This window comes from Galbibacter mesophilus (genome assembly GCF_023721415.1).
Lineage (GTDB): Bacteria > Bacteroidota > Bacteroidia > Flavobacteriales > Flavobacteriaceae > Galbibacter > Galbibacter mesophilus.
The window spans coordinates 738,895-764,619 of sequence record NZ_JAMQVC010000002.1; the positions used below are offsets into that span (position 1 = coordinate 738,895).

Genomic DNA, 25,725 nt, shown 5'->3' on the forward strand with positions numbered 1-25,725 from the left:
TACAATTGGTCGTATATTTCGTAAAAATCTTTCAGTTTATTGGCTGAAGGTATTTTCGTTCCATCCAAAATGTACCGAATGGAATTATAGAACACAACAATACAATAAATAAGGTTTTTAAAGACCAATTTAATCGTTTGTAAAACACGAAAGCCATGATTACATAAGCGATAAACAGGATTCCGTGAAGCATTCCTACAATTTTATTCGGACCATGAAAATCCATCAAATACTTTAATGGCATGGTAACACCAAACAATAATAAATACGAAATACCTTCTAATATACTGATGAGTCTAAAATTCTTAAGCGTCATTCTCTACGTTTTCCCACAAAAATAAAGCACCGAAGACAGTTTCGGCGCTTTCAATTGTTAAAGGTTATTTAATTTTCATGCACTAAGCACTTACCGTAAATCACAATTTATTTCTGAATACCTATTCTGTTGTCGTAGCTTGTTCTTCTTTCAACTGAATTTGTTTTGCGATGGCTTGTACTTCATCCATTACGCGTAATAAATTTCCGCTCCATAGCTTTTCAATTTCATTTTGTGAATAGCCTCTACGCACCAATTCTTTGGTGACATTCAGCGTTTCAGAGGCATCATTCCAACCATAAATACCACCGCCTCCATCAAAATCGGAGCTTATCCCAACTTGGTCAATGCCAAGTTTTTCAACTAAATAATCTATATGGTCTACAAAATCAGCAACGTTTACTGGATCTTTAACTTTCGAAATAGAGTCCAATTTTGGAGTCACAGCATTTCTGATTGTTCGGTACTCCTTGTAATACGTGTCCCTTTCATCTTCCGAAATACTTCTAATAGCTTCACGCTCCAATATTTTAAAGTCATGCTTTTTGGCTTCCGCCTGAAGCACTTTATCCACTTCTAAGTCGAATAGGCTATCTTTTTCAATATTTACATAGGGCGCAAATGCAACCGCTTGTACCACGCCGCCATTATCTTTAACCCATTGTAACTGCTCGTCATCCAAATTCCTGTTGTGGTTACTCAATGCTCGGGCAGAGGAGTGGGAAGCAATTACAGGTGCTTCACTCAAGGCTATCATCTGTTTAATGGCTTCTTTGGAAGGATGTGAAATGTCTATCATCATTCCGTAGCGGTTCATTTCCTTTATAACTTGTTTGCCCAATTCGCTTAAACCATTGTGCAACCAAACACTATCTTTTTCACCCGTATTGGAATCGGATAACTGACTGTGTCCTTGATGTGCCAAGGACATGTAACGACCGCCCATGTCATAAAACTTCTTCACATTGGCAACTTCTTTTCCTATAGGATAGCCGTTTTCAATACCAATCATGATTACCTTTTTGCCTTTTGCATGAATGGCTCTAACATCTTCAGAATTTAAAGCCAATTCCACTTCAGCAGGAGCAATATCTTCACAAAGCTTGCGAATCGCTTCAAACTTTGAAACGGCATTTTCATAGGCCTTGGCATAACCCTCTTCATTCAATGAGTCTTGTCCTGTGTACACCACCAACCAAGCGACGTCCAGTCCACCTTCTTTCATTTTCGGCAAGGTAATTTGGGTTTCTAGATTTTGCGTATAGTTAATGGAATCTGTAAAATTAGCCACATTGATATCACAATGTGTGTCCAACGTTATAATATTCTTTTGAATCTGAATAGCCTTTGCGTGTATTTCATCTTCCGTTAAGGCATGTTCTGCCGGTTGTTGTTCTGTTTTTTCTTTGCAGGAAGCAAGAATTACAAGTAATGCAATAACAAATATGGTGTTCTTCATAATAGTGTAATTAAACAATTTCAATAAGCATTAAAATCTATTTTCAATATTTTAAGACTTACATACAAATATCTGTTAAACCGATCAATTTAAATGATTTTCTTCCCATAATCTAGTAAGTTAGGGTTATAACCATTTAAAAATCAATATTATGCTTACAGTTATTTTAAATATTTTATTACCCCCATTATCCGTGTATTTAAACCACGGATTCGGACAAACATTTCTAATTAGTTTACTGTTAACCTTAATAGGTTGGTTGCCAGGAGTTATTCATGCTTTTATTGTAAACTAATTATGGACGATAAGAAAAAAGAAAATATTGCAAGGTTGGGTATTGCTACCAAAGGAGTTGTTTATTCCTTAATTGGTGGTATTACCGCCCTTTCTGTAGTTGGAGTTACTGGACAAAAAGCAGGTAGCTCTGGCGTATTGGATTATGTAGCAAAGCAACCTTTTGGTAGGGTGGTTCTTGGAATTTTAGCATTAGGACTAATTTGTTTTGTGCTTTGGCGGTGCTATCAGGCAATCATGGATCCTGAAAATCACGGAAAAGATTTAAAGGGTATCGTAAACCGACTGGCATATCTGTCCAGTGGCGCTTTTTATGCTGTTTTGGCTTATGCCGCCGTTAAAAGAATTATTTCGGGATTATCTTCCGGTAGTGGAGGTGGAGGAAAAGAATCAATGCTTCAATTTTTATTGGATAAACCTTTAGGTCAAATATTGGTAACCATTGTGGGATGTTGCTTTTTAGGAAAAGCAATTTACCAATTGTATAAAGCCTATTCTGGAAAATATAGGGACGAAATTGAACACGCCGGATTGGATAGCAAAGCGCAAAAAGTAATTTTAAATGCTGGAAAAGTTGGCTATACCGCAAGGGGAATCGTAATTATAATAGTTTCTTACCTAATTTTTAAAGCTGCTTGGTACAACAATTCCAATCAGGCAGGAGGGAAGGAAGAGGCTTTTCAAGTGTTGCAGTCCAACTTTGGAAGTTTGATTATGGCCTTGGTAGCTATTGGATTGTTAGCCTACGGAATATTCATGTTTGTAAAGGCAAAATACAGACCTATTAACATTAAAAATAATTAATATGAAACCATTAGATAAAGTACCTAATCTTTCAGTAGATTTAATAAATGACACCAAATGGGAATTGTCTTCCCAAAAGCCGGAAAGCTTTACCATGCTCGTCTTTTACCGGGGCTTGCATTGTCCTGTTTGTAAAATCTATTTGGAAGAGTTAACATCTAAACTAGACGATTTTGAAGAAAGAGGCGTGAACGTTATTGCCATTAGTGCTAACACAAAAGAATTGGCGCAAAAAACCGCGGATGAGTGGGATATTTCAACACTCCCGCTTGGTTATGGACTAAGTAAAGAGGAAGCCCGAAAATGGGGACTTTATATTTCTTCTGCTATAGCAGATAAAGAGCCCGAAACGTTCTTTGAACCTGGGTTGTTTTTAGTAAAACCAGACCAAACGTTGTATGCATGTTCCGTGCAATCCATGCCTTTCGCGAGACCAGATTTTGATGACATTTTAGACGCTATCGACTTCGTGAAAAAGAAAGATTATCCGCCAAGAGGTGTTGAATAGTTCTTTACGTTTTCGGAAGCATTTGACCAAGCAGGAGGGAAGCGGTAATCCATAAAATAATGGACAACATCCCACCTATAATTAAAAAATGTTTGAATTTATAGATTCCCAATCCGTAAATGAGCGTATTGGTTTGATAACCTAGGGGTGTGAAAAAACTAAAATTAGCCGAAAACAAGACGGCCAGAATAAAAGGTTTTAAGGGCAAATTACTCGCAGAAGCTATGGAAATAGCAATGGGAGTCATAATAATCGCGGTAGCATTATTAGAAACAATACCACTCATAACCATTGTAAACAAAAATATAATACCGATGGTTATGGTTGGCTGTTTACCAGACATTAATTCCAGTAATTGCGAAGAAACCCAAACGTCGGCGCCACTATTGTGCATGGCCACCCCCAAGGGAATCATTCCTGCTAACAGAAATATAATCTCCCAGTTAATGTTTTGATATACTTTACTAAGTTCAATACAGTTAAACATTAATAACAGCAAAACTCCTGTTAGGGAACTTGCTAAAATAGATAACATACCAGACGCCGCGAGCCCAATTACAGCCAGTAAAATTACAAAAGTGAGGGTCTTTTTTACGGGTGACACCAAGGAAAGAGAGGTGTGTTCCTTAAGTACCGCCATATTTTCTATGGTAGAGAACTCATCTATTTTATCCTTGGGAACTTCAACTAACAAGCGGTCGCCCACTTTTAATTTAATTTTGTCTATGCTGGTATGTAGCAGCTTATCTTTTACATTTTTGATATTTCGACGCCTTTTAACAGCCAGTGGCAATGCCCCATTGATTCTTTTATCTTTCAGTTCGTCAATAGAGCGTTTTAGCAATGGCGCTCCTGGAAGCATCAAAAGCTCTACAATGGTATTTTTTTCAGCATCAAATTCATTTATTTCTTCTTCAGATTCATCTACACGATTGTCATCAACATGGTAATTGTTAAGAATAACCCCTTTCATTTCTTTTATCCGAACCAAACTTTCCATATCGCAATAGAGTAGGAGCTTATCTCCTTTTTTAAGCGTTATGTATTTTCCAGGCGACTTATTGGAAATCCCATCCCTGGTAAGTTTCAACAAGGTAATGCCAGTGTCTTGATATAAAGGCGTTTCCATTATTTTTTTTCCGATAAACTCAGATTCGTCCGTAAATTCAATACTCGTTAAGTACTGATCCAATTCATACTCCTTATCCAAATTATTATTGGTATCCCATGGGAGTAAAAAGGAAGTTAGCGTTATAAATACAATCCCAATACCAAGAAAAATAAGTCCGTACAGGGAGAATTCGAAAAACGTAAAACGTTCAGCACCAAATTCATTTGCTACAGAGTTCACAATCAAGTTTGTAGATGTTCCCATAAGTGTACAACTACCACCAAGAATCCCAGCAAAAGAAATGGGTAACAGTAGTTTAGAACGGGGAATATTGAATTTTATGGATAGTTCCGTGAGGATTTTAATAAAAACAATCACCACTGCAGTAGTGCTAATAAATGCTGAAATAGTCCCCGAAATAAGCATAAAAGCCGGAATAAGCAGGAGTATAGGGAGTATTTTCAACTTTTTGAGTCCGTTAGCCAATAAATTGATAATGCCATTCTGTTCCAAAGCAATGGCTATAATCATGAGGCAGAGTACCGTAATGGTAGCCGTATTAGAGAAACCGCTAATGGCTTCTTCGGGAGAAACTACCCCAAATAACAACAAGCTTACAATAATGAAAAAGGCAATTTTATCTACCGGGAATACTTCAAAAGCAAAAAATATAATCACCAAAGCGAGTACAGCAAACACATATATAATTTCTACCGACATAAAGGTTGTTTGTTATTTTAATTAAAGATATTTGAAATACCAATTGGTTGTATACAACAAAATTGTAAATTATTGGATAGGATTAAATTAATCGCTTAATTTGGTACGCTTCGTTTAAAAACAATATATGGATAAAGAGGAGAAAAAACTACAAGATATTGATAAAGAACTGGATAAGTCCCAAAAATCCAATGAAACCGCTGCCAAGAGTCACGGGGAAATTTTAAAAGAACAGATTTGTGAAGGAAACGAGGTTTACAAACGAAGCACCAGCAGTATATTACTGAGTTCTTTAACGGCGGGCTTGGAAATAGGATTTAGCTATTTAATGATTTGCTCGGTATTTTTTTATTTTGAAGGAAAAGTAGCCGAAGACACCTTGTTTAAACTCATGGCATTGGTATATCCATTGGGGTTTATTATGGTGGTTTTAGGACAATCCATCTTGTTTACAGAGCAAACCTCTTTATTGACTTTGCCCGTGCTGAACAAAAAACATTCCGTAGGTAGTTTATTACGTCTTTGGGGACTGGTAATTCTAGGAAATTTACTAGGAGGGTGGCTTATAGCGTTGGTTTTACGATGGATAGGCCCCGAATTGGGGATTTTCACCGAACAAACAATCACAAAAATTGCCGAACACGTAACACATTTTAGTCCGCTGGTTATTGTAGTAAGTGCAGTATTGGCCGGTTGGTTAATGGGGTTGCTGTCATGGTTAATAACATCATCTAAAGATACGGTAAGCCGAATTGTTATTATTTATATGATTACCGCATTAATGGCATTTACGGGATTGCACCATAGTATTATTGGAAATATAGAAGTATTTGCAGGCATGTTAAGTTCGCCAACTATTATGCTAACGGATTATCTAACATTTCAAAGTCTGGCATTAACCGGAAACGCCATGGGTGGAGCAATCTTTGTAGCCTTGCTAAAGTATAGAGCATTTGTATTCAATGTATAGCCGAGCAAATAGGCTGATACATAATACAACATATTGGACTTTTTATAGAAAGAGGGAGGTTTTGAAATATTCTATTTTACATAATGTAAATTATGAGTCAAATACAACTTGTTTTTAACGTGTAGTAAATTATATAAATAATTAATTAAGCGTTATGGTGATGTTAGATGCATGAAAGTAACTGACTATCTGGTTAATAAGTTTGTTTATAATGTTAATAACCATTAAAAATTTTATTAACATTACTTATTTACAATTTATATTTTTGTAATTATAAATAAACTATAAACTATTGGTAAAAAATGATTAAAGATAACTATAACAGAAAAATTAAACTGCAATGCGTTTCATGTTCAGGAACTGAATTTGACTTTAGTGAAGATAAAACGTGGGTTAAATGTCTAAATTGCGAAATAGAATACAATGGAGGGTACAATGAACTGCTGGAGCTTAATAAACCAAACGTTGACTCTGCAATGGAACAACTACAAAGGCAAGTTTTAGACGATACTAAAAAGCAACTAAATAATGCTTTCAAGAAAATGAAATTCAAATTGTAATGGCATATATTCCTAGTGAAGATGAGATTTTAAAAGCAGTAAAGGATTCAGGATATTTATTTGAACAAGAAATAGCAACTATTTTTGAAAACAATGGTTTTCATATTCGAACTAATTCGGCTTTTCAAGACTTAGATAATCAAGTTTCCAGAGAAATGGATTTTATTGGATATAAATCATATAATAATGAAAGTCAAAATAATTTATGTATACATGTAAGAGTTTTAGCAGAATGTAAAAATAATAAGAATCCATATGTTTTTATTGAAAGAAAGAAAGGTAAAGTTGATAGTCAATATATTCCTCCAAACTTTATTTTTCCCAATTCTTACAAGGAAAATTTGGAAGGTAATAGATATAGAATGTTGAATGGGTTTGATTATCTAGATATAAGATCAATATACCCCTATACTGTTCAACTTAATAAAGCTGTTCAATTTTGTAAAATTGTAGGCAACGGAAGTAGTAATCTTCAGGCAGACCATAAAGGAATATATGATAGCCTCCTATATCCTATTATAAAATGCTTAGAGTTTCAAAAAGAAGCTGATAGAAAAATCGCAGTAAAACATTATTATATATATTTCCCTATCATTGTTTTACTCTCGAGATTGTATAAAATTCATGCTAATAGTCCTCAGCATGAATTAATTAAAACTAAACATGTTGCATTTACTAGGCAAATAAACTCAAAAAAATATAGTGATAATTATTTAATTGATTTTTTATCAAAGGATGGCATACAAGACTTTATAAACAATAACATCGATAATTTCGTTTCTAATTTTATTGATAAAATATCTAATAAATAATTATATCAAACATTTAAATTGTCTAGTTAGAATAAAAAACATGAGTATTAAGTTATTAATTGGAGTTTTAGTATTTCTATGATGCTTACCGTTTTAAGAACTACATGAAGATTTATCTGTAACCTTCCATCTGTTCCCTCATCATTCTACGCATTACAGCCCTGCTTATAGTATTGCCCTTCTCCAATTATACTCGGGCTTGCTCTAGACTCTCTATTCATTCTTTTTTATAATCATTTTCGGTGTTCTTCATACCAATACATTTAAAAATCTGTAACAAACACACCCAAAAACCCAACCACCCTCACTCCCCTCTTACAAATATCTTTTCTTTTATAGAATGATGATTAACAGCGTCTTGGGAATTAATCTTTTCTTTCTTGTACACTCAAACTAAAACATTGTAGACATGAAAAATTTAATTAGTAGTTTATTTTCCGATGAAGACAAGCAAGCCATTGCTGAAAGTATTAAACAAATTGAAGCGCTGATAAAAAATAAAGTGGTTGCGCTTAATGAAAAGGAACGCCAAAAGTATGGTTCCATCAACGAGAGTAATAAGCTTTTTGTAAACAAAGTTCATGCTTTCAGATTGGAAAACCCAGAACTAAGCGCTCCAGAAGTGGATTGGATGGAATTTGATAAAGACTACACCATGCGGACATTTTTGGAAAATCAAATTGAGTCCTTGGAAAGGATTTTATATCAGTTTAAAAGCACTAAGACGTTGCATGACTTTGATAATTTTCAGGACTCTTTAATTGATTATAGCTATGCGCAGTACAAAAGAAATGCTAAAGAAAGCGGATTTAATAAAAAGGTCTCAGAATTAAAACAGTTTTTTACTCGGTCCAAAAACGATACAACAGGACAAGAGCCTGTTGGTAACTAAATAATGTTCCTTCACCTAAAAAGCCCCATAATATTATGGGGCTTTTTGGTTCTAAAGACTACCAATTACCTTAAAGAATGCAAATTCTAGGTTCTATAAGTGGTCGCTTAACGTCTTTTAATCATATTTTTAGGTTGTAAGACCTATCGAACGGATTATTTTAATGAAGTTTTTAGGTTACTAAACCTAAATCTCGATCTAATTTACCTCAATTTCGCCCTTTTAAACCTCAAGATTGGATTCTTTAACCTAAAAATATAGGTTGTAGGACGTGTCGATTTCTATAATTAACCTCAAAAAATAGGTTAAAGACGTGAAAAGAACATTAATTTAATGCGATGGATACGTTAGTGAACGTGTCCGTTGGGGTTGTACACGTATCGAGATATGTGTTATAACCTATCGGGGTGGTTGTTTTGGATTGCTTTATTGAGAATATTGCATAAATGCTGAAGCTGGATGCTAGAAGGTGGAAACTTAGGGAATTTCTTGTTTGAAGTTTCTAGTTTTTCGAATGTTGATACAATAAAAAAAGCTGCGGGAACGCAGCTTTTTTAGTATTCTATTATTTTTCTCTTTACGGCATTACCACAGCATCGATGGCATGGATAATTCCGTTGGATGCTTTTACATCGGCTTGTACCACAGTGGCCATATTGCCCTTGGCATCTTCTAATTTTACTTGTCCGTCAGCCAACGTAGCAGTTAATTTTCCACCTTGTACCGTTTCTACCATATACTTACCGTTATTACTGGTAATGGCTTCGGTAAGGGTCTCAGCGTCTACTTTTCCTGGAACTACGTGATAGGTCAAAATTTTGGATAAGTCGGCTTTCTTGTTAGGTGCCAACAATCCTTCAACCGTTCCTTTGGGTAGTTTTTCAAAAGCAGCGTTTGTGGGTGCAAAAACCGTAAAGGGTCCTTCTCCATTCAAGGTTTCTACCAAACCAGCTGCTTTTACAGCAGTTACCAATGTGGAAAAATTCTCATCGGTACCGGCAACGCCAACAATGGTAGCGGTTTGATCGATGTCTTTTTCCATACTTTCCATTTTAGTGGTTTCATTGGAATCTGACATGGCTGTAATGGAATCTTCAGCTTTCGCATTGGATTCTTTTTCTTTTTTCTTTCCGTCTGCGCATGAAGCTAGTATAAGTGCTCCGGCTACGCATGCAATTGTTATTTTTCTGATTTTCATAGCTTTATGTTTTTTTCAAATGTAGTTGTTATTAGTCATAACTTAATCACAATTTTGTTTAATGTTTTTATAATTTATGTTAAACAATATAATAACTAACAAATGGAATGAATTTCTTTCAATAAAAAGAAACGAATAGTAATCTTTTGGTTTTCAGAGTAATAAAGTATAAGTAGAGAGAATTTATAAAAGAAGTGTCAACTTTTAGCAGTCTCCTACTCCTTCTCGTGCTCCTCTATATCCTTCCGAAGGTCTAGTTTTCTAAACGCTGGGGAGATAATACCTGTGGTAACGACTGTTATAAGCGTCATGGTACCGCCAAAGACAACCGCTGTTACAGTACCCATTAATCGGGCTGTGAGTCCGCTTTCAAAAGCACCCAGCTCGTTAGAAGAGCCTACAAACATAGAATTAACGGATGCCACACGTCCTCTCATTTCGTCTGGGGTTCGTAATTGAAGAATGGTTTGGCGGATAATCATGGAAATACCATCAAACACGCCGCTAAAGAACAAGGCTAGCACCGAAAGCCAAAAGAATTTTGAGAGTCCGAATACAATAATACACACCCCGAATCCGAAAATGGCGGCCAATAACTTCATTCCGGCGCTTTTATTCAAAGGAAAATAAGCCGATGTAAACATGGTAATCAATGCGCCAACTGCCGGTGCGGCCCGTAAAATACCAAATCCCTGGGAGCCAACGTGCAGAATATCCTGAGCGAAAACTGGGAGTAGTGCCACTGCCCCACCAAAAAGTACAGCAATCATATCCAATGTAAGTGCTCCTAAAATTATCTTGGTACTGAAAACAAATTTTACCCCCTCACGTAGGCTTTTAAAAACATTTTCCCCGATTTTCGGATTCAAAATAGGTTTCACGGGGATTTGCAATAAGTTGATAAATGCTATTAAAGAAAAACCGAAAATAAGGCACATAGACCAGTGTACGCCAATCCAATTTATACTAAAACCCGCCAATGCCGGCCCAAGTACTGCACCCATTTGCCAAACCGAACTGCTCCAAGTAGCCGCGTTGGGGTACACTTTTTTAGGAACGATTAAGGAGAAAAGGGAAAATATAGTAGGCCCTAAAAACGCACGGACAATCCCACCCAAAAAGACCAAGAAGTAAATACAATATAATACTACATTGGTGGACCAATTCGCAATTATTTTGGGCCAAGTAAGTAGAAACAGTCCTAAACTTATTACCGAGAAACCTATTATACACTTAATCAATAAATTGCGCTTTTCTTTTTGGTCTACCACGTGCCCTGCAAATAACGCCAGGGAAACTGCCGGGATTACCTCCATTAACCCTATGATGCCCAGTGAAAGTGGGTCTTTGGTGATACTATACACCTCCCACTCTATAACTACAAATTGCATAGACCATGCAAAAACCATGGCGAAGCGTACTATTAAAAATATATTGAATTCTCTAAACCGAAGTGCTGCGTAAGGGTCGTTTTTTTTCAAGGTTTTTACTTTCGAATTTATGGGTACTACCCTTCAAAGGTACGTATATATGATAAATTTTTTATTCTTCCGAAGGATTTAAACGCGTTTATATAAACCGCTGATTTTCATTTAAAACACTCTTTAAAACATCGATTAAGTGAATGTTTTGTCGGATTAATTACAAATATTTTAACATTTTCTGAAAATCTATATCAAAAAAGCATCCGTAGATATATACAAATCACTTAAAATATCATTATGAAAAAAACAGTAATAACCGTATTCACAATGGCATTGTTAGCGTCTTGTGTATCGAAAAAGAAATACGTTCAACTAGAACAGGAAAAAGGGGAATTACAAAGTCAACTACAAAAATCGCAAGTAGAAAATGAAGAATTGGAAAGCAAATTTGCTGCTATTCAAGAGCGTGTAGATGAATACAACGGCAAGATAAACAGCTTAACAGAAGAAAACAACAGTATGATGGTTACTGTGGATGATGTGGCTGTTATTTCTGAAGACACCAAAGAAGGTATGCGCAAAACATTGGAAAATGTAGACCCTGTCTTGCTAAGCGAAGCGAAAACACTAAAGGATTCTATGAATTTGGCGGTATCTTATAACCTTCAAAAATCAATGAACAACAGCAGTCTTAACGAAGACGAAGATATTGCCATTGATATTGATGAAACCGTAGTTATGATTTCTATTTCTGATAAACTTCTTTTCAACACAGCAAGTTACAGAGTTAGCAACAAAGCGAATGATATTCTTCAAAAACTGGCAGATGTTATTAATTCTGAACCAAGTATTGAAGTAATGGTTGAAGGGCATACAGACCCAAGAAGCATCCACAACGAAAAAGTAGCGGATAACTGGGATTTAAGTGTTTTAAGAGCCACTTCCGTAGTACGTAAATTACAAAACGATTTTAATGTTGCTCCTGAAAAGCTAATTGCTTCAGGAAGAAGTAGCTACCAACCATTGGTAGAGAACGATTCCAAAGAAGGTAGAGCAAAAAACAGAAGAACTAGAATAGTTATTCTACCGAACATCAACAAATTCTTTGCTTTGATGGCTTCTAACGAATAACAAAAAGCGCTAGATTAACACACAATAGCAACCCTTAATGTAAAAACGCCTTACCGATTGATTTTCGGTAAGGCGTTTTTTTATGTGGATAGTTAACTTGTGCTATTTAGTTGCACTTACTTTCCAAATAATTCCGGTATCATCATCATTTACTAATAGTGAACCTTGTGGCGTTACCGCTACACAAACCGGACGACCATATACTTGGCCTTCTTCATCGCTTTTAATAAAACCAGTTAAAAAGTCTTGTGGTTTTTGTGGTTTTCCTTCATTAAATGGAACAAAAGAAACTTTATATCCAGCAAAATTCGCTCGGTTCCAAGACCCGTGCTGACCAATAAATGCGCCGTTTTGGTACTTTTCTGGGAATTGATTTTCCGTGTAAAAAGTTAATCCCAAGGTAGCAGTATGGCTTCCTGTAGGTACATCTGGAATAATGGTTTTAGCCACCATATCTGGATGTGGGTCTTCTTCCCAACGAGGGTCTTTTATCTCCCCATAATAGCTGTAAGGCCAACCGTACCATCCTCCTTTTTGTACACTTGTAATATAATCTGGCACTAAATTATCTCCTAAAGCGTCCCTTTCGTTAACTGCTGTCCAAAGTTGTCCCGTAGCTGGGTTCCAGTCCATCCCAACCGGATTTCTTAGTCCGCTTGCATAGATTTCTTCTCCGCTTCCGTCCAGGTTTACTACAAGGATAGCAGCTCGACGCTCTTCAACATCCATACCGTGCTCCCCAACATTACTAGCAGAACCTACGGAAATATAAATTTTGTCCTGAGCTTCGTTGGTAATAATATTACGTGTCCAGTGGTTATTGTAGCCACCAGCAGGTAAATCTACCAACTTCTCCCCTTTTGCGGTGATTTTTGTCATTCCCTGTTTGTAAGGGTATCTATATAAACCGTCGGTATTGGCTACGTAAAAGTTCTCACCAATAATTAGCATTCCGAAGTTTTTATTTAAGTCTTTCAAGAAAACATGGCGCTCATCAATTTTTTCATCGCCATTGGTGTCCCTAAGCAACGTAATTTGATTGGCGCTTTCACTGGAATTGGATTCAGCAATAAAATAATCTCCGTTTGGCGCAACGTACGTCCATCGTGGGTGCTTTAACTCGTCTGCAAAACGGCTAACGGTGAAACCTTCAGGCGCTTCGGGCATAGTATCCTCTGGCCACCCCACCACTTTACTCGGTTTGGATGTTGGTTGCGTAGAAAACGGCGCAGGCAATTCCAGCGTCCCTACAGCGGTTTCAACGGTGGTTATGCTATCTTTAGGAGCTTCTTCAGCAACTTCCGAAGTTTCTTTTTTATCTGTGTTGGTTTTACAACTGAATGCCAAAACCGATAATGACATCAATAATAGTGTGCGTTTCATCTGTTAATACTTTTTTAATTGGAAACCCTAATTTACAGTTAAATATGAATGTTAGAAACTGAAAGTAGTAATTAGTATTAATTTAACTTTTGTGCCTACTGGCTATTTGTTCATTTTTTCCATTGATGAAAAAACGAACCAAAAAAATCTAGGCTTGCTATAAAAATATGAGAAAACGCTACGGAACCCTCAACCACTGATAAAAATAACTCGCCCTTCCTAACGTCGGTCTCAAACAGATTTTTATCATTTACCAACACTGCTTCCTTGATTTTTAATATTTTTCTAGACAGGCCAAAAAAATCTTCAACAATGTAAAATCTTTTGAAACCTTACAGTTACTCATAGAATTGAGTAATTAATAATTAAATTGTTCTTAAAAACCTTGTTGTCAAGCTAAGCGCTTGTGCTAAACGTAGCTTCAGTATGTCGAAGCCCACCTCTAGTTGAAACATTTAATTCATAAGTCGGAATTCATAAATCGTATATTCTTAGCTTTTGCGGTTTGGGTCTTATTAATAATATTTTTTACGCAACCAAAAAGAAACCCTAACCAATAAAATTAAGGCTGGTACTTCTACAAGAGGACCAATAACACCCGTAAAGGCTTGCCCAGAATTGAGTCCGAATACCGCAATAGCGACTGCTATGGCCAATTCAAAGTTGTTCCCAGCTGCCGTAAAAGCGATCGCCGCATTCTTGTCGTAATCAATACCTTTTGCCTTGCTCATAAAGAAACCAATAAAGAACATTATGGTGAAATAAATAAGCAATGGAATAGCAATAAGCACGACATCCATCGGGATTTGAACAATGAGCTCCCCTTTTAACGAGAACATAACTACAATAGTAAACAATAATGCTATCAAAGTAATAGGTGATATAAACGGTAAAAACTGATTGTTGTACCACTCCTCCCCTTTTAATTTTACCAGAATCAATCGGCTTAAAAAGCCCATGATAAAAGGTATTCCTAAATAAATGAATACACTTTCTGCAATTGTGGCTATGGAAATATCTACAATGGCACCATCAAAACCGAATAAGGGAGGAAGCTTTGTGATAAACAACCAAGCATAGAAACTATATCCAAATACTTGAAAGATACTGTTTAAAGCCACTAAACCTGCCGCATATTCGTTGCTTCCTTCAGCCAAATCGTTCCAAACAATAACCATTGCAATACAACGCGCCAAACCAATAAGTATGAGTCCGACCATATATTCAGGATAATCGTGCAAGAAGATAATAGCTAAGAAAAACATGAGAAACGGACCGACTATCCAGTTTAAAATCAGCGATATGCTTAACGTTTTTACATCTTTAAATACTTTCGGCAACAAGGCGTAATTTACTTTAGCCAATGGCGGATACATCATTAGTATGAGTCCGATTGCAATTGGAATATTTGTAGCTCCTTTGCTATAACTATTGATAACGTCTGGAATGCTTGGAAAAAAATAACCCAAGGCAACGCCAATGCCCATGGCAATGAATATCCAAAGGGTTAAGTTTTTATCTAAAAAGCTTAATTTTTTCTTTGTTTTCACTTTAGTCATTTAGATTGAATATTTGAAAAATGAATTAAAACATTAGTTTTTTGTTACTTCGGAGAATACATATAGCATTTCCGAGGCTATTTGTCGGCTTCTTTCCAAGTACTTCTCTTCTTGCTCAGGAGTTCCATCAAATAACTTTGGATCTTCGTACGTTATCGGAATTCTTTTTTCGGCTCCTGGAATAAATGGACAACCAGCATCTGCTTGAGAACAGGTCATAATCGCTGCAAAGCTGGATTCCGGATTGAAGGCGTCATCAAATCTCTTAGAAAACCCAATTATCGGATGCTCGTTAGCATCAAACTTAATGGCATAAATAGGATTATTTGAATCTGAAATAGTTTCTATTGTGAATCCATCCTTTTTTAGCGTTTCGGCAACCATTGGAAACATGGCAGTGCTTTCGGTACCACCCGAAAAACAAGTAACATTGGAAAGTCCAAAATGATGTGCCATTGTTTGCGCCCAAACTTGTGATAAATGACTTCTTCTAGAATTATGTGTACAGATAAAATTTATTCTAACACCCTTATTTTCAAAAAGTTTAGGTTTTATATACTCAATTAAAGATTTAAGTGTTTCTTTTCTTTCTTTTGAAATGTTTTCAGTAGAAATAGCTGTGATAGTTTCGGTAATTTTTGTGTTCATACAATATTATTTTTTATTTAAAAATTGATTTAGTATTCAATAAGTAAAGTGTTGTTCATCGGATGTAAATGAATAAACCGTTTTTTCATTTTTGTCTTGACACAAAAACGAAACAAAAAAGTCAAGACTTAATTAAAAAGTATAAAAAAATCTACGGAACCCTCCACCACAGATAAAAAGAACTCGCTACACTCAAACAACTTTTTATCTTTAGGCCAACACTGCTTCCTCGATTTTCAATACTTTTGAAATAGGTCCTTTTATCAGTACTACCTATTCAATTGTCTGAATTTGGTTTTTAGCAGCAACCAGAACCGGGTGTGCAAGTGTTATTATTTAATTCGGATAGTTTTACTTTTTTCTTTGGTGGAATTCCACATTTATCTTTAGCTAGGCAATCGGTTTGGGTAGATACCAATTGATAAATCCCTCCAGTAAATTCTAAATGATATTTACAGATAGTATCTCCTTGATATTCTACTTCTATTTCGTGATCTCCTAATTGTAATTTTTCTTCGGAAAGGGCTATAATGTTAATTAATTTTTCTGGGTGTAAGCGATGGTTATAATCGTTTTCTTCCCAAAGTTGAAGGCTAATTACCTCTTCGTTTCTTAAGATTCCGCCGCAATCAATGTATCTTTTGGTAATGGCTCCTACTTCCGTTACATGAAAATGGCTAGGCACTAGGCTTCCATTTGGTAATTGAAATGCAATTTGCTCTTGACCTTCTAAGCTCGCTTTAAATTCTGATAATTTCATAAGTTATATTATTTAAATATTGCAATATTACGATTAATGAATATAAATTTTTTTTAGCAACAACTGTTATTGTCGGCCACATTAAAACTGATCAACTCTAAAAGCCCTGATGTTAACTCGTTCCAATTTTCAGTATCTATACAGTAACAAACACTGGTTCCAGAAATAGTGCCTTTTATGACACCTACATTTTTTAATTCCTTTAAATGCTGAGATATAGTAGGCTGGGCTAATCCTATCTCATCTACCAGATCACCGCAAACACAAGAATTGGTTTTTATTAAATATTGTAAAATAGCCACACGTGCTGGATGGCCAATTACTTTGGCTATTTTAGCAATCTCATTTTGTTTTTCGGTAAATATTTCGGTTCTCGTAACTCCCATATCATTTATTTATTGCAATATTACAATTAAATGAAATATCAGTCAATGTCAACTGTGTTAAATTAAAGTAAATGTTATTCCGGCTTTATTGGAACCATGAAAACAGGAATCTTTGTTTGCTCCAATACAGATGAAGCTACCGTTCCCATTAAAATCTTTTCCAAAGTACTATGGCTATGAGTCCCCATCACAATTAGGGAGGCGCCCCATTGGTCTGCGTAGTCCAAAATTTCATCCGCAGTATCCCCTTCTGCGATGTGAGAGGATACTTTTGGATCTTCTAAATTAGCGGTAGCCGTTGTTAAAAATTCCCTGGCCACGTTTTTCATTTCCTCCTGGAAACTTGGGTCGTAATTAATATTCATAGCGTCATAACCCATAAAAGTTGGGTATTGAATACCATAATATTGTAAATTACTAATTACGTGGAGCAAGCAGACTTCTGCTCCCAAAGTTTGAGCAAGTTCATATCCTTTTTCCACTACTTCTTCGGAAGCCGGGTTATAATCTATGGCTATTAATACTTTTTTCATGGTGTATCGGTAGTTATTATTCTAACTTAAAGATACTTAAATCAAAGGAAAATTCTATTTCGGAGTGCGTTAAGAATTATGTAATTTTTATTCTTTAATAATTAATAAAGAGGCTTTTACCCCTGTTGAAAGATTCCAAATATTTGATGAAATTTCCATTCCTTTATCGTCAAATACCACAAACTGGGCTGTGTTAGGGCCAGAAGATCCTTGGTTTAAAGCTTTGAATTCTATTTTATTGAAACCAGGCTGCAAGTCGATATAAAACCCTTTAAATGTAGATTCCAAAAACACATTGGGAACCACAACTTTGTCGTTTACGATAACACTAACGCGGTCTCCGTCTACATATTGATGATCCCTGCAAAGAATTTTAACAGACTTGGCATTGCTTTTAAAGTCGCCAAAATATTGAGTTGATGTAGCCCCTACCCTTGTGTCTTCCTCGCCAGTAAGCTCTCGGTTGAGTTTTTTCTTAAATCGGTCACCAGGGTCTAGAAATGCTTCGTTGGTATCCATCATATTAACCTCTTTGTTCGCCAAATCTTTAGCTGTTGGCGCTTTGGGTGCTTCAGGAACTTTCATATCGGGTACTGCTTTAATGTCCAAAGGAGTTTTTTCTGGAGCGTCTTCCTTGGGCTGTTCTACAGCATTAAGACCTTCCAGTTTAATCGGAGAATTTTGCAAATCCCCTTGTTGTGAATAACTGAAGGCAAAACTTAAAATAAGAAAAATAAAAGTAGGCAAAAACCTCATAGTGCTAACATTCATAACCGGGTTAAATATAACGACTTTTTGTAAAAATAGTAGCTAATTTTATGCCAAACACTTGCTCTGAAGTTTTCTGATATTAAAAAAGCCATTTTTTCAGTTTTATAAACTAAAAAAATGGCTTACTAATTGGTTGGTAGTTTTCAAAAAAATAGGTTACCCTTGGTCTTTTTCTAGTTGTTTCTGGATTTTATCAATTGCCGATTCAATGGATTTCTCAGGTTCGATTACGTTGTAGGCTCCCCAAAATTCAGGATCGGAAAAACCGGAGGCTTCATCGGCAATAATCACCGATTTTCGTAAACGATCTTTTCCTTTTACATCTTTTGGGTCTCCGTTCTCCACCCAATCCGTTATCGCCATTTCACTGGTCACATAATATTTAGAATTAAACAACTTTCTCTTTCTATCCACAACAAAAGCCAATTGTACATTTCCGTAGCCGTAATACCATTTACCATTCTTGATCCTATAGTCCACCCTGTAGGAAGCTTCTGTAGGATACGCATCGATACCAGTCGGTTTTCGTCTTACTAACAGCTCACTGGCTCGCTCTCTGTCTTCTAAATTCAACTTAAAAACTGCGCTTACCAATGCCTGCGTTTGGGCATCAATGAATAGTTTCCCATAAAACAATGGATCTATCACATTTTCTTTCTGCTGGAAGTTCACCACATATACCGATTTATCGTTGATAGTGGTAGACGGATCGAAACTAAAATCGTAATGCTTTATGAGTTCGTCAGTGAAAATGTACTCGGGATATTTCATAATGTCTAGAAACAAAGGAGTAAAAGGTCCACCTTGCAATTTCAAAGCAACCGTATCTAAACGGTTATAATTGGTGCTCTTTCTGGATTTATGCAAATCAATAATATCGTTTCTTCCAGAGGAATTCGGTTGTTTATATATATAGGCTACGGCTTCAGACAAGGATGCATCTCGATTTCTCTTTTTGATGGTCTCCCTGTAAAAAGCAGTCATTTTAACAGGTGAGTTCAAATAGTTTTCGCCATTCCTTTTCAACATACTTAAAACAAGGGATAAAGCGTCTTTGGGCGCACTTACATCTATTTCTGCCAACTCAATGGAGACAGGAGTCAATTTTATTTTATTTCCTTGCTGATTTAATGTCTGTAATGCTACTTTCTTAGGGTTGTATCCTAAAAAAGAAATCAAAACGTTGCTCTTTAATTCCTTAGTGGGAACTTTTAAAGAGAACTCCCCTTCTGAGTTGGTTACAGAGCTAATATTTGTATTTTCTACGGTCAAAGTTGCAAATACAAGTTCATCCCCCGTTTTGTTATCCACGACAGTCCCTTTGTATTCTTTAAAGCTGGTGGTATCCTGAACTGATACCTCTTGAGCTTTTATGTGGGAAACGCCTGAAAAAAGAAAACAAAAGGCGAGTAAAACAGGCTTCCATTTTTTAATCATTTTCATAGACCTGAAATTTTTAATTCAATCGATAAAAGATACAAAAAAAGAATGGATTTATTTCTGAATTAAATCTTAAAAATGAGAGGTGAATGATTGATTAAGTGGGAGTTAAAAAAACTCCCAACCTGTTGGGCTGGGAGATAGTAAGTAGGATTCAGGTAAGACTTGTGGCAAGTCTTTTAAGATGTTTATTTTTAAATTGCATTGGGGCTTGCGATTTCAAATAAACTACATAGTAAAAGTAAGTTAGGTTTATGAGATTTAAAACATTTTGTTGTCAACTCCGTGTTTTTGTAGGTGTACGTGGGATATTAGGGTAAATACTGATTTGAATTCTGGTTTTCTGCTATCATCTGGGTCGACATAGTCAATAAATTATCCAGATCTATGGGTTTTTGTATGATTGTAGTATTTGGTAATTGGGACTTATTTAAAGTAATCAACTGTTGTTTATTGGAAGTTGCCAAAATTAATGGAGTACTCATTCCAATAGTAGCTTTTACCTTTTCAATAAACTGTATACCTTCAAAACTAGTAGATGAAAGTCCGTAAACAACCAAATCAAAAGAGTTTTCAGCAGCGGTATTTACAGCTTGCTTTTCATTTGAAAACGCTTGTACTAAAAAACCCTCCTTCTTTAATCTAAAGCCAATTAAAGACGAAACCATTCTATCTTCTTCAATCAATAAAATGGTTTTCTTAGTCATGGAAACTTTCTATTTGTTGTTTTAATTCGTCGAATGCCATTCGGTATTCCGTTTTAAAGGAATCAATTAAAAATTGAATGTTCTGAAACGTATCCAGTTGTTGACATTCTTTTTGTATCATATCTAGGTAATCCAACAAACCGTGTGCTTGAATCATTTCCAGTCCATTTTTGATTTTATGGGCAGAGCGGGAAATGGCAAACCTATCTTTTGCTTTCAAGTAGATCTCTACATTTTCATAAAACTCTTCAATATTTTCATTTAATAGGGTTACAATTTCATTAAGATACTCTCGATCTCCCAGACATTCGTTTCTTAACTTCGAAATGTCTGCGTGCCTAAGTGTTTTCTGATTTCTCACACAAAAAATAATTATTAGTTTTTCTCATTCATCCAACATACCCAATTACAGTCATCTGTGAAAAACCAACTGGATACATTCTTTCAAAAAGCATGATTTGGGTGATTAAATCAATAAAATGTTCGCTTATGATTTAACTGGTAACAAACATATTATCTTCTGTAGGCAAATAAAACTTTTTGTTGTGTAGGGTAGAATTTTGTATGTGAAAAATCGCGGCTGTTTCTACCTTAAATTTTGAAGAATAAAATCAATTGCTGGAGTGGTATTTTTAGTATCTGAAAAAGAATCGGTGATATGGGTTGAAGTTCCTGCAAGTCCCAAATTTTGAAGCTTTTGTATGGAATCTAACCATTCTATGGAAACTTTTCCCGTGAGCATTGGTGATAATGATGCGCCACTTTTGTAGTGTTCGTATATTTTTTTCAATCCGGTTAAATATAAATAATCCTTCGTAAAGCCTCCCCCACGATGAATTCTTAAAGTAATTATGAAAGCTTTGTCGCGGTCCAATTTATATTGCCCATGAAGTAAATCGAAAGTGTCTGCAAAAGAAAAACCTTTAATAAGGCTATCGGCAGCAATTACCCGATAAGCAAGTATTTTTAACCTGTCCAAAGTTAAGGCACCGCTCATGTATTCGCTAAAAACAGCCAATCCTTCTTGGGTTTCTACATTTTTTGGGAAGCCGTTGGAGAAAATGCGTAACGGCTGACTCAAACCATTAAAAGTGGTTACCATATGCACCCCGATTTCGTGATTGGCCAATGTTTTCAATTGATTATCGTTAAAGCGTGCATTCTTTTTAATAAAGAGCGTTTGAGTACTATTGGAAACCATTGCATCTGCAGCAATGCTGGTAGAAAGTTTAATGTTTAATGGGAAATTATAACGCTCTACAAAATCCTCAAAATACGCTTTAGCATCGGTGGATGTATATTTTTTTTCAGAAGGTTTAGATCCGTTTTCATTCTTAATATGTAAAATAAAACGGGCGTTATCTACATCTTTTTGCTTAGGTGTTCCGTAAAGCCGTAAACTGTTATAATAAAATTTCTTTTTCTCGCCTATCGCTTCTGCGCATTGCACCATGTTGGCGTAATAATAAATAATACTTTGGTAAAGAGCACGAATATCGTCGTCTTCTATTTTTTCAAGTTTATGCGAAAACAATAAACGCTGAAGCTTAAAAGCATTAAATTTTTTCTTCGGATATTTAAAAACAGGTTCTTCGGTGTATTTTGAGCTGAAAAACCGTTGTTTTTCCTTTTCAGTATTCAAAGGATTAAGATAACTGAGTAATTCCACCCGTTTTATTAAACGGTCTAGATTTTTATCAATCGCAAATAAGTTCGCGTGTTCCTTTTCAATATCCTGAACATTCATATCTTTAATTATTTTGCTTCCACAGGTTTTTCTTCGTAGTGAAGCATTCCTTCACTTTTAGCGATTAAGGAACAAACCGTTGCATCTCCTGTTACATTCACCACGGTACGTATCATGTCTAAAATCCTATCAACAGGAAGAATAATTCCTATCCAAGCAGGATTCAAACCAACTGACTGCAGCACGATAATAAGCATTACCAAACCTGCACTCGGTACCGCAGCGGAACCTATAGAAGCCAGCGTTGCAGTTAATACAATAGTTAATTGCTGACCGATAGTAAGGTCTATCATGTGCATTTGTGCCAAAAACACCACAGCAACCGCTTGATAAAGGCAGGTTCCATCCATGTTAACGGTGGCGCCAATAGGCAATACAAAGCTTGTTATTTTTTTATCTACACCAAGATTATCCTCAACACACTCCATCGTAACAGGAAGTGTCGCAGCACTACTTGAAGTTGAAAAAGCCAGTGTTTGCGCCGGACTCACCGCTTTAAAGAATCCAAAATAGGAAACCACCCGGATGAATATTTTGAAAATTCCTGGATATACCACGAATATCATCAAAATCAAGCCTAAAAATACGGTTAAGGAATACCAGCTCAATCCTTTAAAAATTTCTATTACTTTCCCTATATCATCTCCAGCCATTTTACTTACCACACCTGCTAATAGCGCAAATACAAAGAATGGAGCCGCTTTCATAATTAACTCTACCATTTTCAGAAAGACTTCCATTGTTCCATCCACAAACGCCATTACAGGTTTGGATTTATCATCCGGAATGAACAGAAGGCTTATTCCGAAGAAAAGCGCAAAGAAAATAACTTGAAGCATCAATCCATTATCTCCCAGCGAAGTAAAGATGTTGTCGGGAACTATATCTACCAAAGGTTGAAGCGGACCAGATTCTTTGGTTTCATTGGCCGTTTCCATTTTTTCGCTAACGGAAGCATCTTTTAGTTCGGCACGGGATAGATCTGAAATCTTCTGCGCACGATCTAGAAACATAGGATCCTGCAGGTAATTAACCCCATCTTTTATTTGAAGATTTTCTGATGCTGCCCAAAGCTCATAACTAATGCGGTTATCAATTCGGCTTTCCTCATCAATAAGTTTACCAGGTTTAATTAAATTCACCAATAGGAGCCCTAAGCCAACCGCCAAAACCGTAGTTGTTAAGTAAGCGAGGAGTGTCTTCCCTCCCATTCTACCTAAACTGGATGGATCTCCAATATTGGCAACACCATTGATAATAGAAAAAAGCACCAACGGAACGGCAATAAGTTTTAATAGATTGATAAAAATGGTTCCGAAAGGAGCTATCCAGTCTATGGTAAACTGACTCCATCCTAGTTTGCTGGACAGAATTGCCCACACAACCCCAAGAACCAAACCAATAATTATTTGCCAATGTAGTGCTAATTTCTTCAAATGTGTACGATTTAAAAACGGTTAATAAATATAACTATTTAGTATGTTGATAACTGTTATTTATCAATGTAAAATCTGCTAAAACCAATGCTGCCATGGCCTCAACAATAGGAACCGCGCGGGGAACTACACAAGGATCATGTCTTCCTTTCCCCTGCATTTCTACTTTATCCCCTTCGCGATTAATGGTCTCTTGATTTTGCATAATGGTAGCAACGGGTTTAAAGGCTACTCTAAAATAAATATCCATTCCATTGCTAATTCCCCCTTGTACTCCACCGGAAAAGTTGGTTTTTGTTGTTCCATCCTCGTTGTACAAATCGTTATGCTGACTTCCTTTCATGCTGGCACCTTCAAATCCGCTACCGTACTCAAAACCTTTAACGGCATTGATAGAAAGCATGGCTTTGCCAAGTTCTGCATGCAATTTATCAAAGACAGGTTCGCCAAGACCAATCGGTACATTTTGAATAACACAAGTAACCACACCGCCAACGGTATCGCCTTCTTTTCTAATTTGTTTTATATAACTTTCCATTTCCGAAGCCAATTCGGTATCTGGACAACGAACTATATTTTTTTCAGCATTCGCTAAATCAAGTTCACTATAATGCTTTTTTAAATGAATATCTCCTACGGAAGAAACGAATGCATTGATTTCTACCTGTTGAAGCATCTGCTTGGCAATAGCACCAGCAACAACCCTACTGGCTGTTTCCCTTGCAGAACTTCTTCCGCCACCGCGGTAATCCCTAAAACCGTACTTTTTCTCATATACGTAATCGGCATGGGAAGGTCGGTATGTGTCTTTTATATGCGAATAATCGTGGGATTTCTGGTTGGTGTTTTCTATAACGAAACCTATTGGTGTACCGGTTGTTTTTCCTTCAAATATACCGGATAGAAAACGTACTTCATCGGGTTCTTTTCGTTGCGTAACTATGGCAGATTGCCCTGGTTTACGTCGATCTAAATCTAGTTGTACTTTGGTTAAATCTAAAGAGATGCCTGCTGGGCATCCGTCTATAATTCCGCCTAAAGCCTCCCCGTGAGACTCGCCGAAAGTGGTTAACTTAAAGAGGTTTCCAAAGGAATTTCCTGCCATAAAATTTTGATTTTGACAAATGTAAATCTTAAAAAAGAGAAACAAAAATTAATTATGCTTAATCATTCATTAATATAAAACTGTTAAAAAACTCAACACTTAACAATCTTATCATAAATAATTAATTGTCAGGTAATACCATAAAAGGCGTTGTTTACGAATTTAGTAACCAGAAAAATTAAGTTCACTTGAGAAAACGTAAACTAGATGTTGTAGTTATTTCCGATGTGCATTTGGGAACTTTTGGTTGCCATGCCGGAGAACTCCTCTCCTATTTAAATAGCATTTCCCCTAAAAAACTCATTTTAAACGGTGATATAATAGATATTTGGCAATTTAGGAAACGGTATTTCCCCAAGAACCATCTTCAGGTCATCAAAAAAATTATAGATCTCTCCACCAAAGGTACCGAAGTGTATTATATTACTGGGAATCATGATGAAATGCTTCGGAAATTTAGCGATGTTGCCATGGGGAATATTCATATTTTGGATAAGTTGATTCTCAATTTAGACGGAAAAAAAGCATGGATCTTCCATGGTGACGTTTTTGATGCTTCCATTCAACACACGAAATGGATCGCAAAACTTGGCGGATGGGGATACGACTTTCTAATCCTTATTAACAGATTTATAAATTGGATTTTGGTCGGACTTGGGAAAGAAAAGTATTCTTTGTCCAAAAAGATTAAAAACAGTGTAAAAAAGGCCGTTAAGTACATAAACGATTTTGAGGAAGTAGCTTCTGACCTTGCCATTGAAAACAACTACAAATATGTGGTTTGCGGACACATACACCAGCCGCAGATGGTTAGAAAGGTAAATAAACACGGCACTTGTTTGTATTTAAATTCTGGGGATTGGATTGAAAATTTAACCGCATTGGAATATCACGACAAACGTTGGGAATTATATCACTTCAATGAAGATAAATTAAGTCCGTTTTATTCTGATGAGGACTTAAAAACAATGAATTACAAAGAGTTATTGGCTGCAATTACCGTTACAGGCAAAAAATAAGATTTTATTTCTATATTTGAAGAAATCTCAAA

At 36.0% G+C, this 25,725-nt stretch carries 27 protein-coding genes; 9 read left to right on the top strand and 18 right to left on the bottom strand.

Translation table 11 applies throughout. The annotated features are described in order from the left end of the window. Positions 1-31: 31 nt before the first annotated feature. Both NDQ75_RS10015 and NDQ75_RS10020 read right to left on the bottom strand, forming a co-directional pair. On the bottom strand, positions 32-316 hold the full coding sequence (locus NDQ75_RS10015; RefSeq protein ID WP_202027340.1) for a DUF3817 domain-containing protein: 285 nt from the start codon (positions 314-316) through the stop codon (positions 32-34). A gap of 121 nt (positions 317-437) precedes the next feature. Beyond that, positions 438-1,775: a dipeptidase gene (locus NDQ75_RS10020; protein ID WP_202027341.1), complete on the bottom strand. Its 1,338-nt coding sequence runs from the start codon at positions 1,773-1,775 to the stop codon at positions 438-440. Positions 1,776-1,926: 151 nt separating this feature from the next. Between NDQ75_RS10020 and NDQ75_RS10025 the strand changes: the two genes are divergently transcribed. From NDQ75_RS10025 to NDQ75_RS10035, 3 genes are read left to right on the top strand one after another with little or no spacing between them, the layout of a single operon-like run. After that, positions 1,927-2,070, top strand: a complete 144-nt coding sequence (locus tag NDQ75_RS10025; RefSeq protein ID WP_202027342.1) for a YqaE/Pmp3 family membrane protein — start codon at positions 1,927-1,929, stop codon at positions 2,068-2,070. Positions 2,071-2,072: 2 nt separating this feature from the next. After that, a complete protein-coding gene (locus NDQ75_RS10030) occupies positions 2,073-2,873 on the top strand; it encodes a DUF1206 domain-containing protein (RefSeq protein WP_202027343.1) in 801 nt (266 codons plus the stop codon). Between the two features lies 1 nt (position 2,874). Beyond that, positions 2,875-3,381: a peroxiredoxin-like family protein gene (locus NDQ75_RS10035; protein WP_202027344.1), complete on the top strand. Its 507-nt coding sequence runs from the start codon at positions 2,875-2,877 to the stop codon at positions 3,379-3,381. 4 nt (positions 3,382-3,385) lie between these two features. Here NDQ75_RS10035 and NDQ75_RS10040 read toward each other — a convergent pair whose 3' ends face one another. Further along, a complete protein-coding gene (locus tag NDQ75_RS10040) occupies positions 3,386-5,212 on the bottom strand; it encodes an SLC13 family permease (RefSeq protein WP_202027345.1) in 1,827 nt (608 codons plus the stop codon). Between the two features lie 127 nt (positions 5,213-5,339). On the opposite strand from NDQ75_RS10040, the gene NDQ75_RS10045 reads away from it, so the two are divergent. From NDQ75_RS10045 to NDQ75_RS10060, 4 genes are all read left to right on the top strand, one after another. After that, positions 5,340-6,182: a formate/nitrite transporter family protein gene (locus tag NDQ75_RS10045; RefSeq protein ID WP_202027346.1), complete on the top strand. Its 843-nt coding sequence runs from the start codon at positions 5,340-5,342 to the stop codon at positions 6,180-6,182. A 302-nt stretch (positions 6,183-6,484) separates the two neighbouring features. Continuing rightward, positions 6,485-6,742: a hypothetical protein gene (locus NDQ75_RS10050; protein ID WP_202027347.1), complete on the top strand. Its 258-nt coding sequence runs from the start codon at positions 6,485-6,487 to the stop codon at positions 6,740-6,742. After that, a complete protein-coding gene (locus tag NDQ75_RS10055) occupies positions 6,742-7,554 on the top strand; it encodes a hypothetical protein (RefSeq protein WP_202027348.1) in 813 nt (270 codons plus the stop codon). Before NDQ75_RS10050 ends, NDQ75_RS10055 begins: the two co-directional genes overlap by 1 nt. 409 nt (positions 7,555-7,963) lie before the next feature. Beyond that, positions 7,964-8,446, top strand: coding sequence for a hypothetical protein (locus NDQ75_RS10060; RefSeq protein ID WP_202027349.1), 483 nt, complete (start codon positions 7,964-7,966; stop codon positions 8,444-8,446). A 577-nt stretch (positions 8,447-9,023) separates the two neighbouring features. On the opposite strand, the gene NDQ75_RS10065 is transcribed toward NDQ75_RS10060, so the two are convergent. After that, positions 9,024-9,644 (bottom strand): fasciclin domain-containing protein, encoded by a 621-nt coding sequence (locus NDQ75_RS10065; RefSeq protein ID WP_202027350.1) that lies wholly within the window; start codon positions 9,642-9,644, stop codon positions 9,024-9,026. 215 nt (positions 9,645-9,859) lie between these two features. Continuing rightward, positions 9,860-11,125 carry an MFS transporter gene (locus tag NDQ75_RS10070; protein ID WP_202027351.1) on the bottom strand — a complete coding sequence of 422 codons (1,266 nt, stop codon included), beginning with the start codon at positions 11,123-11,125 and terminating at the stop codon, positions 9,860-9,862. Between the two features lie 240 nt (positions 11,126-11,365). Between NDQ75_RS10070 and NDQ75_RS10075 the strand changes: the two genes are divergently transcribed. Continuing rightward, the gene (locus tag NDQ75_RS10075) at positions 11,366-12,199 is read left to right on the top strand and encodes an OmpA family protein (protein ID WP_202027352.1); all 834 of its coding nucleotides are present in this window, start codon (positions 11,366-11,368) and stop codon (positions 12,197-12,199) included. Between the two features lie 102 nt (positions 12,200-12,301). On the opposite strand, the gene NDQ75_RS10080 is transcribed toward NDQ75_RS10075, so the two are convergent. The 13 genes from NDQ75_RS10080 to aroC all read right to left on the bottom strand — a co-directional run bounded on the left by NDQ75_RS10080 (position 12,302) and on the right by aroC (position 24,674). Further along, positions 12,302-13,582, bottom strand: coding sequence for a PQQ-dependent sugar dehydrogenase (locus NDQ75_RS10080; protein ID WP_202027353.1), 1,281 nt, complete (start codon positions 13,580-13,582; stop codon positions 12,302-12,304). A gap of 515 nt (positions 13,583-14,097) precedes the next feature. Further along, positions 14,098-15,141 (bottom strand): ACR3 family arsenite efflux transporter, encoded by a 1,044-nt coding sequence (gene arsB / locus NDQ75_RS10085; protein WP_202027354.1) that lies wholly within the window; start codon positions 15,139-15,141, stop codon positions 14,098-14,100. Between the two features lie 33 nt (positions 15,142-15,174). Continuing rightward, on the bottom strand, positions 15,175-15,789 hold the full coding sequence (locus NDQ75_RS10090; RefSeq protein ID WP_202027355.1) for an arsenate-mycothiol transferase ArsC: 615 nt from the start codon (positions 15,787-15,789) through the stop codon (positions 15,175-15,177). Between the two features lie 298 nt (positions 15,790-16,087). Beyond that, positions 16,088-16,549, bottom strand: coding sequence for a DUF6428 family protein (locus NDQ75_RS10095; RefSeq protein WP_202027356.1), 462 nt, complete (start codon positions 16,547-16,549; stop codon positions 16,088-16,090). Between the two features lie 53 nt (positions 16,550-16,602). Beyond that, positions 16,603-16,935, bottom strand: coding sequence for an ArsR/SmtB family transcription factor (locus NDQ75_RS10100; RefSeq protein ID WP_202027357.1), 333 nt, complete (start codon positions 16,933-16,935; stop codon positions 16,603-16,605). A 74-nt stretch (positions 16,936-17,009) separates the two neighbouring features. Then, on the bottom strand, positions 17,010-17,468 hold the full coding sequence (locus NDQ75_RS10105) for a universal stress protein (RefSeq protein WP_202027358.1): 459 nt from the start codon (positions 17,466-17,468) through the stop codon (positions 17,010-17,012). Positions 17,469-17,555: 87 nt separating this feature from the next. Next, positions 17,556-18,239, bottom strand: coding sequence for a hypothetical protein (locus NDQ75_RS10110; protein WP_202027359.1), 684 nt, complete (start codon positions 18,237-18,239; stop codon positions 17,556-17,558). 156 nt (positions 18,240-18,395) lie between these two features. Further along, positions 18,396-19,682 (bottom strand): carboxypeptidase-like regulatory domain-containing protein, encoded by a 1,287-nt coding sequence (locus NDQ75_RS10115; protein WP_202027360.1) that lies wholly within the window; start codon positions 19,680-19,682, stop codon positions 18,396-18,398. A gap of 308 nt (positions 19,683-19,990) precedes the next feature. After that, a complete protein-coding gene (locus tag NDQ75_RS10120) occupies positions 19,991-20,386 on the bottom strand; it encodes a response regulator (protein WP_202027361.1) in 396 nt (131 codons plus the stop codon). Further along, on the bottom strand, positions 20,379-20,747 hold the full coding sequence (locus NDQ75_RS10125) for a hypothetical protein (RefSeq protein WP_207190415.1): 369 nt from the start codon (positions 20,745-20,747) through the stop codon (positions 20,379-20,381). The genes NDQ75_RS10120 and NDQ75_RS10125 overlap by 8 nt, the downstream gene beginning before the upstream one ends. 225 nt (positions 20,748-20,972) lie before the next feature. Further along, positions 20,973-22,133: a flavohemoglobin expression-modulating QEGLA motif protein gene (locus NDQ75_RS10130; RefSeq protein ID WP_202027362.1), complete on the bottom strand. Its 1,161-nt coding sequence runs from the start codon at positions 22,131-22,133 to the stop codon at positions 20,973-20,975. 8 nt (positions 22,134-22,141) lie between these two features. Further along, a complete protein-coding gene (locus tag NDQ75_RS10135) occupies positions 22,142-23,569 on the bottom strand; it encodes a dicarboxylate/amino acid:cation symporter (RefSeq protein WP_202027363.1) in 1,428 nt (475 codons plus the stop codon). A 34-nt stretch (positions 23,570-23,603) separates the two neighbouring features. Then, on the bottom strand, positions 23,604-24,674 hold the full coding sequence (gene aroC, locus NDQ75_RS10140) for a chorismate synthase (protein WP_202027364.1): 1,071 nt from the start codon (positions 24,672-24,674) through the stop codon (positions 23,604-23,606). Positions 24,675-24,862: 188 nt separating this feature from the next. Between aroC and NDQ75_RS10145 the strand changes: the two genes are divergently transcribed. Then, positions 24,863-25,693, top strand: a complete 831-nt coding sequence (locus NDQ75_RS10145; RefSeq protein ID WP_202027365.1) for a UDP-2,3-diacylglucosamine diphosphatase — start codon at positions 24,863-24,865, stop codon at positions 25,691-25,693. The last annotated feature ends 32 nt before the right edge of the window (positions 25,694-25,725 follow it).

Coding starts and splice junctions, on each gene's coding strand:
- NDQ75_RS10090 (WP_202027355.1), bottom strand. CDS start 15,789: ATGAACACAAAAATTACCGAAACTATCACAGCTATTTCTACTGAAAAC.
- NDQ75_RS10040 (WP_202027345.1), bottom strand. CDS start 5,212: ATGTCGGTAGAAATTATATATGTGTTTGCTGTACTCGCTTTGGTGATT.
- aroC (WP_202027364.1), bottom strand. CDS start 24,674: ATGGCAGGAAATTCCTTTGGAAACCTCTTTAAGTTAACCACTTTCGGC.
- arsB (WP_202027354.1), bottom strand. CDS start 15,141: ATGACTAAAGTGAAAACAAAGAAAAAATTAAGCTTTTTAGATAAAAAC.
- NDQ75_RS10075 (WP_202027352.1), top strand. CDS start 11,366: ATGAAAAAAACAGTAATAACCGTATTCACAATGGCATTGTTAGCGTCT.
- NDQ75_RS10050 (WP_202027347.1), top strand. CDS start 6,485: ATGATTAAAGATAACTATAACAGAAAAATTAAACTGCAATGCGTTTCA.
- NDQ75_RS10015 (WP_202027340.1), bottom strand. CDS start 316: ATGACGCTTAAGAATTTTAGACTCATCAGTATATTAGAAGGTATTTCG.
- NDQ75_RS10100 (WP_202027357.1), bottom strand. CDS start 16,935: ATGGGAGTTACGAGAACCGAAATATTTACCGAAAAACAAAATGAGATT.
- NDQ75_RS10060 (WP_202027349.1), top strand. CDS start 7,964: ATGAAAAATTTAATTAGTAGTTTATTTTCCGATGAAGACAAGCAAGCC.
- NDQ75_RS10055 (WP_202027348.1), top strand. CDS start 6,742: ATGGCATATATTCCTAGTGAAGATGAGATTTTAAAAGCAGTAAAGGAT.
- NDQ75_RS10095 (WP_202027356.1), bottom strand. CDS start 16,549: ATGAAATTATCAGAATTTAAAGCGAGCTTAGAAGGTCAAGAGCAAATT.
- NDQ75_RS10025 (WP_202027342.1), top strand. CDS start 1,927: ATGCTTACAGTTATTTTAAATATTTTATTACCCCCATTATCCGTGTAT.
- NDQ75_RS10110 (WP_202027359.1), bottom strand. CDS start 18,239: ATGAATGTTAGCACTATGAGGTTTTTGCCTACTTTTATTTTTCTTATT.
- NDQ75_RS10130 (WP_202027362.1), bottom strand. CDS start 22,133: ATGAATGTTCAGGATATTGAAAAGGAACACGCGAACTTATTTGCGATT.
- NDQ75_RS10035 (WP_202027344.1), top strand. CDS start 2,875: ATGAAACCATTAGATAAAGTACCTAATCTTTCAGTAGATTTAATAAAT.
- NDQ75_RS10120 (WP_202027361.1), bottom strand. CDS start 20,386: ATGACTAAGAAAACCATTTTATTGATTGAAGAAGATAGAATGGTTTCG.
- NDQ75_RS10115 (WP_202027360.1), bottom strand. CDS start 19,682: ATGAAAATGATTAAAAAATGGAAGCCTGTTTTACTCGCCTTTTGTTTT.
- NDQ75_RS10065 (WP_202027350.1), bottom strand. CDS start 9,644: ATGAAAATCAGAAAAATAACAATTGCATGCGTAGCCGGAGCACTTATA.
- NDQ75_RS10045 (WP_202027346.1), top strand. CDS start 5,340: ATGGATAAAGAGGAGAAAAAACTACAAGATATTGATAAAGAACTGGAT.
- NDQ75_RS10080 (WP_202027353.1), bottom strand. CDS start 13,582: ATGAAACGCACACTATTATTGATGTCATTATCGGTTTTGGCATTCAGT.
- NDQ75_RS10020 (WP_202027341.1), bottom strand. CDS start 1,775: ATGAAGAACACCATATTTGTTATTGCATTACTTGTAATTCTTGCTTCC.
- NDQ75_RS10030 (WP_202027343.1), top strand. CDS start 2,073: ATGGACGATAAGAAAAAAGAAAATATTGCAAGGTTGGGTATTGCTACC.
- NDQ75_RS10105 (WP_202027358.1), bottom strand. CDS start 17,468: ATGAAAAAAGTATTAATAGCCATAGATTATAACCCGGCTTCCGAAGAA.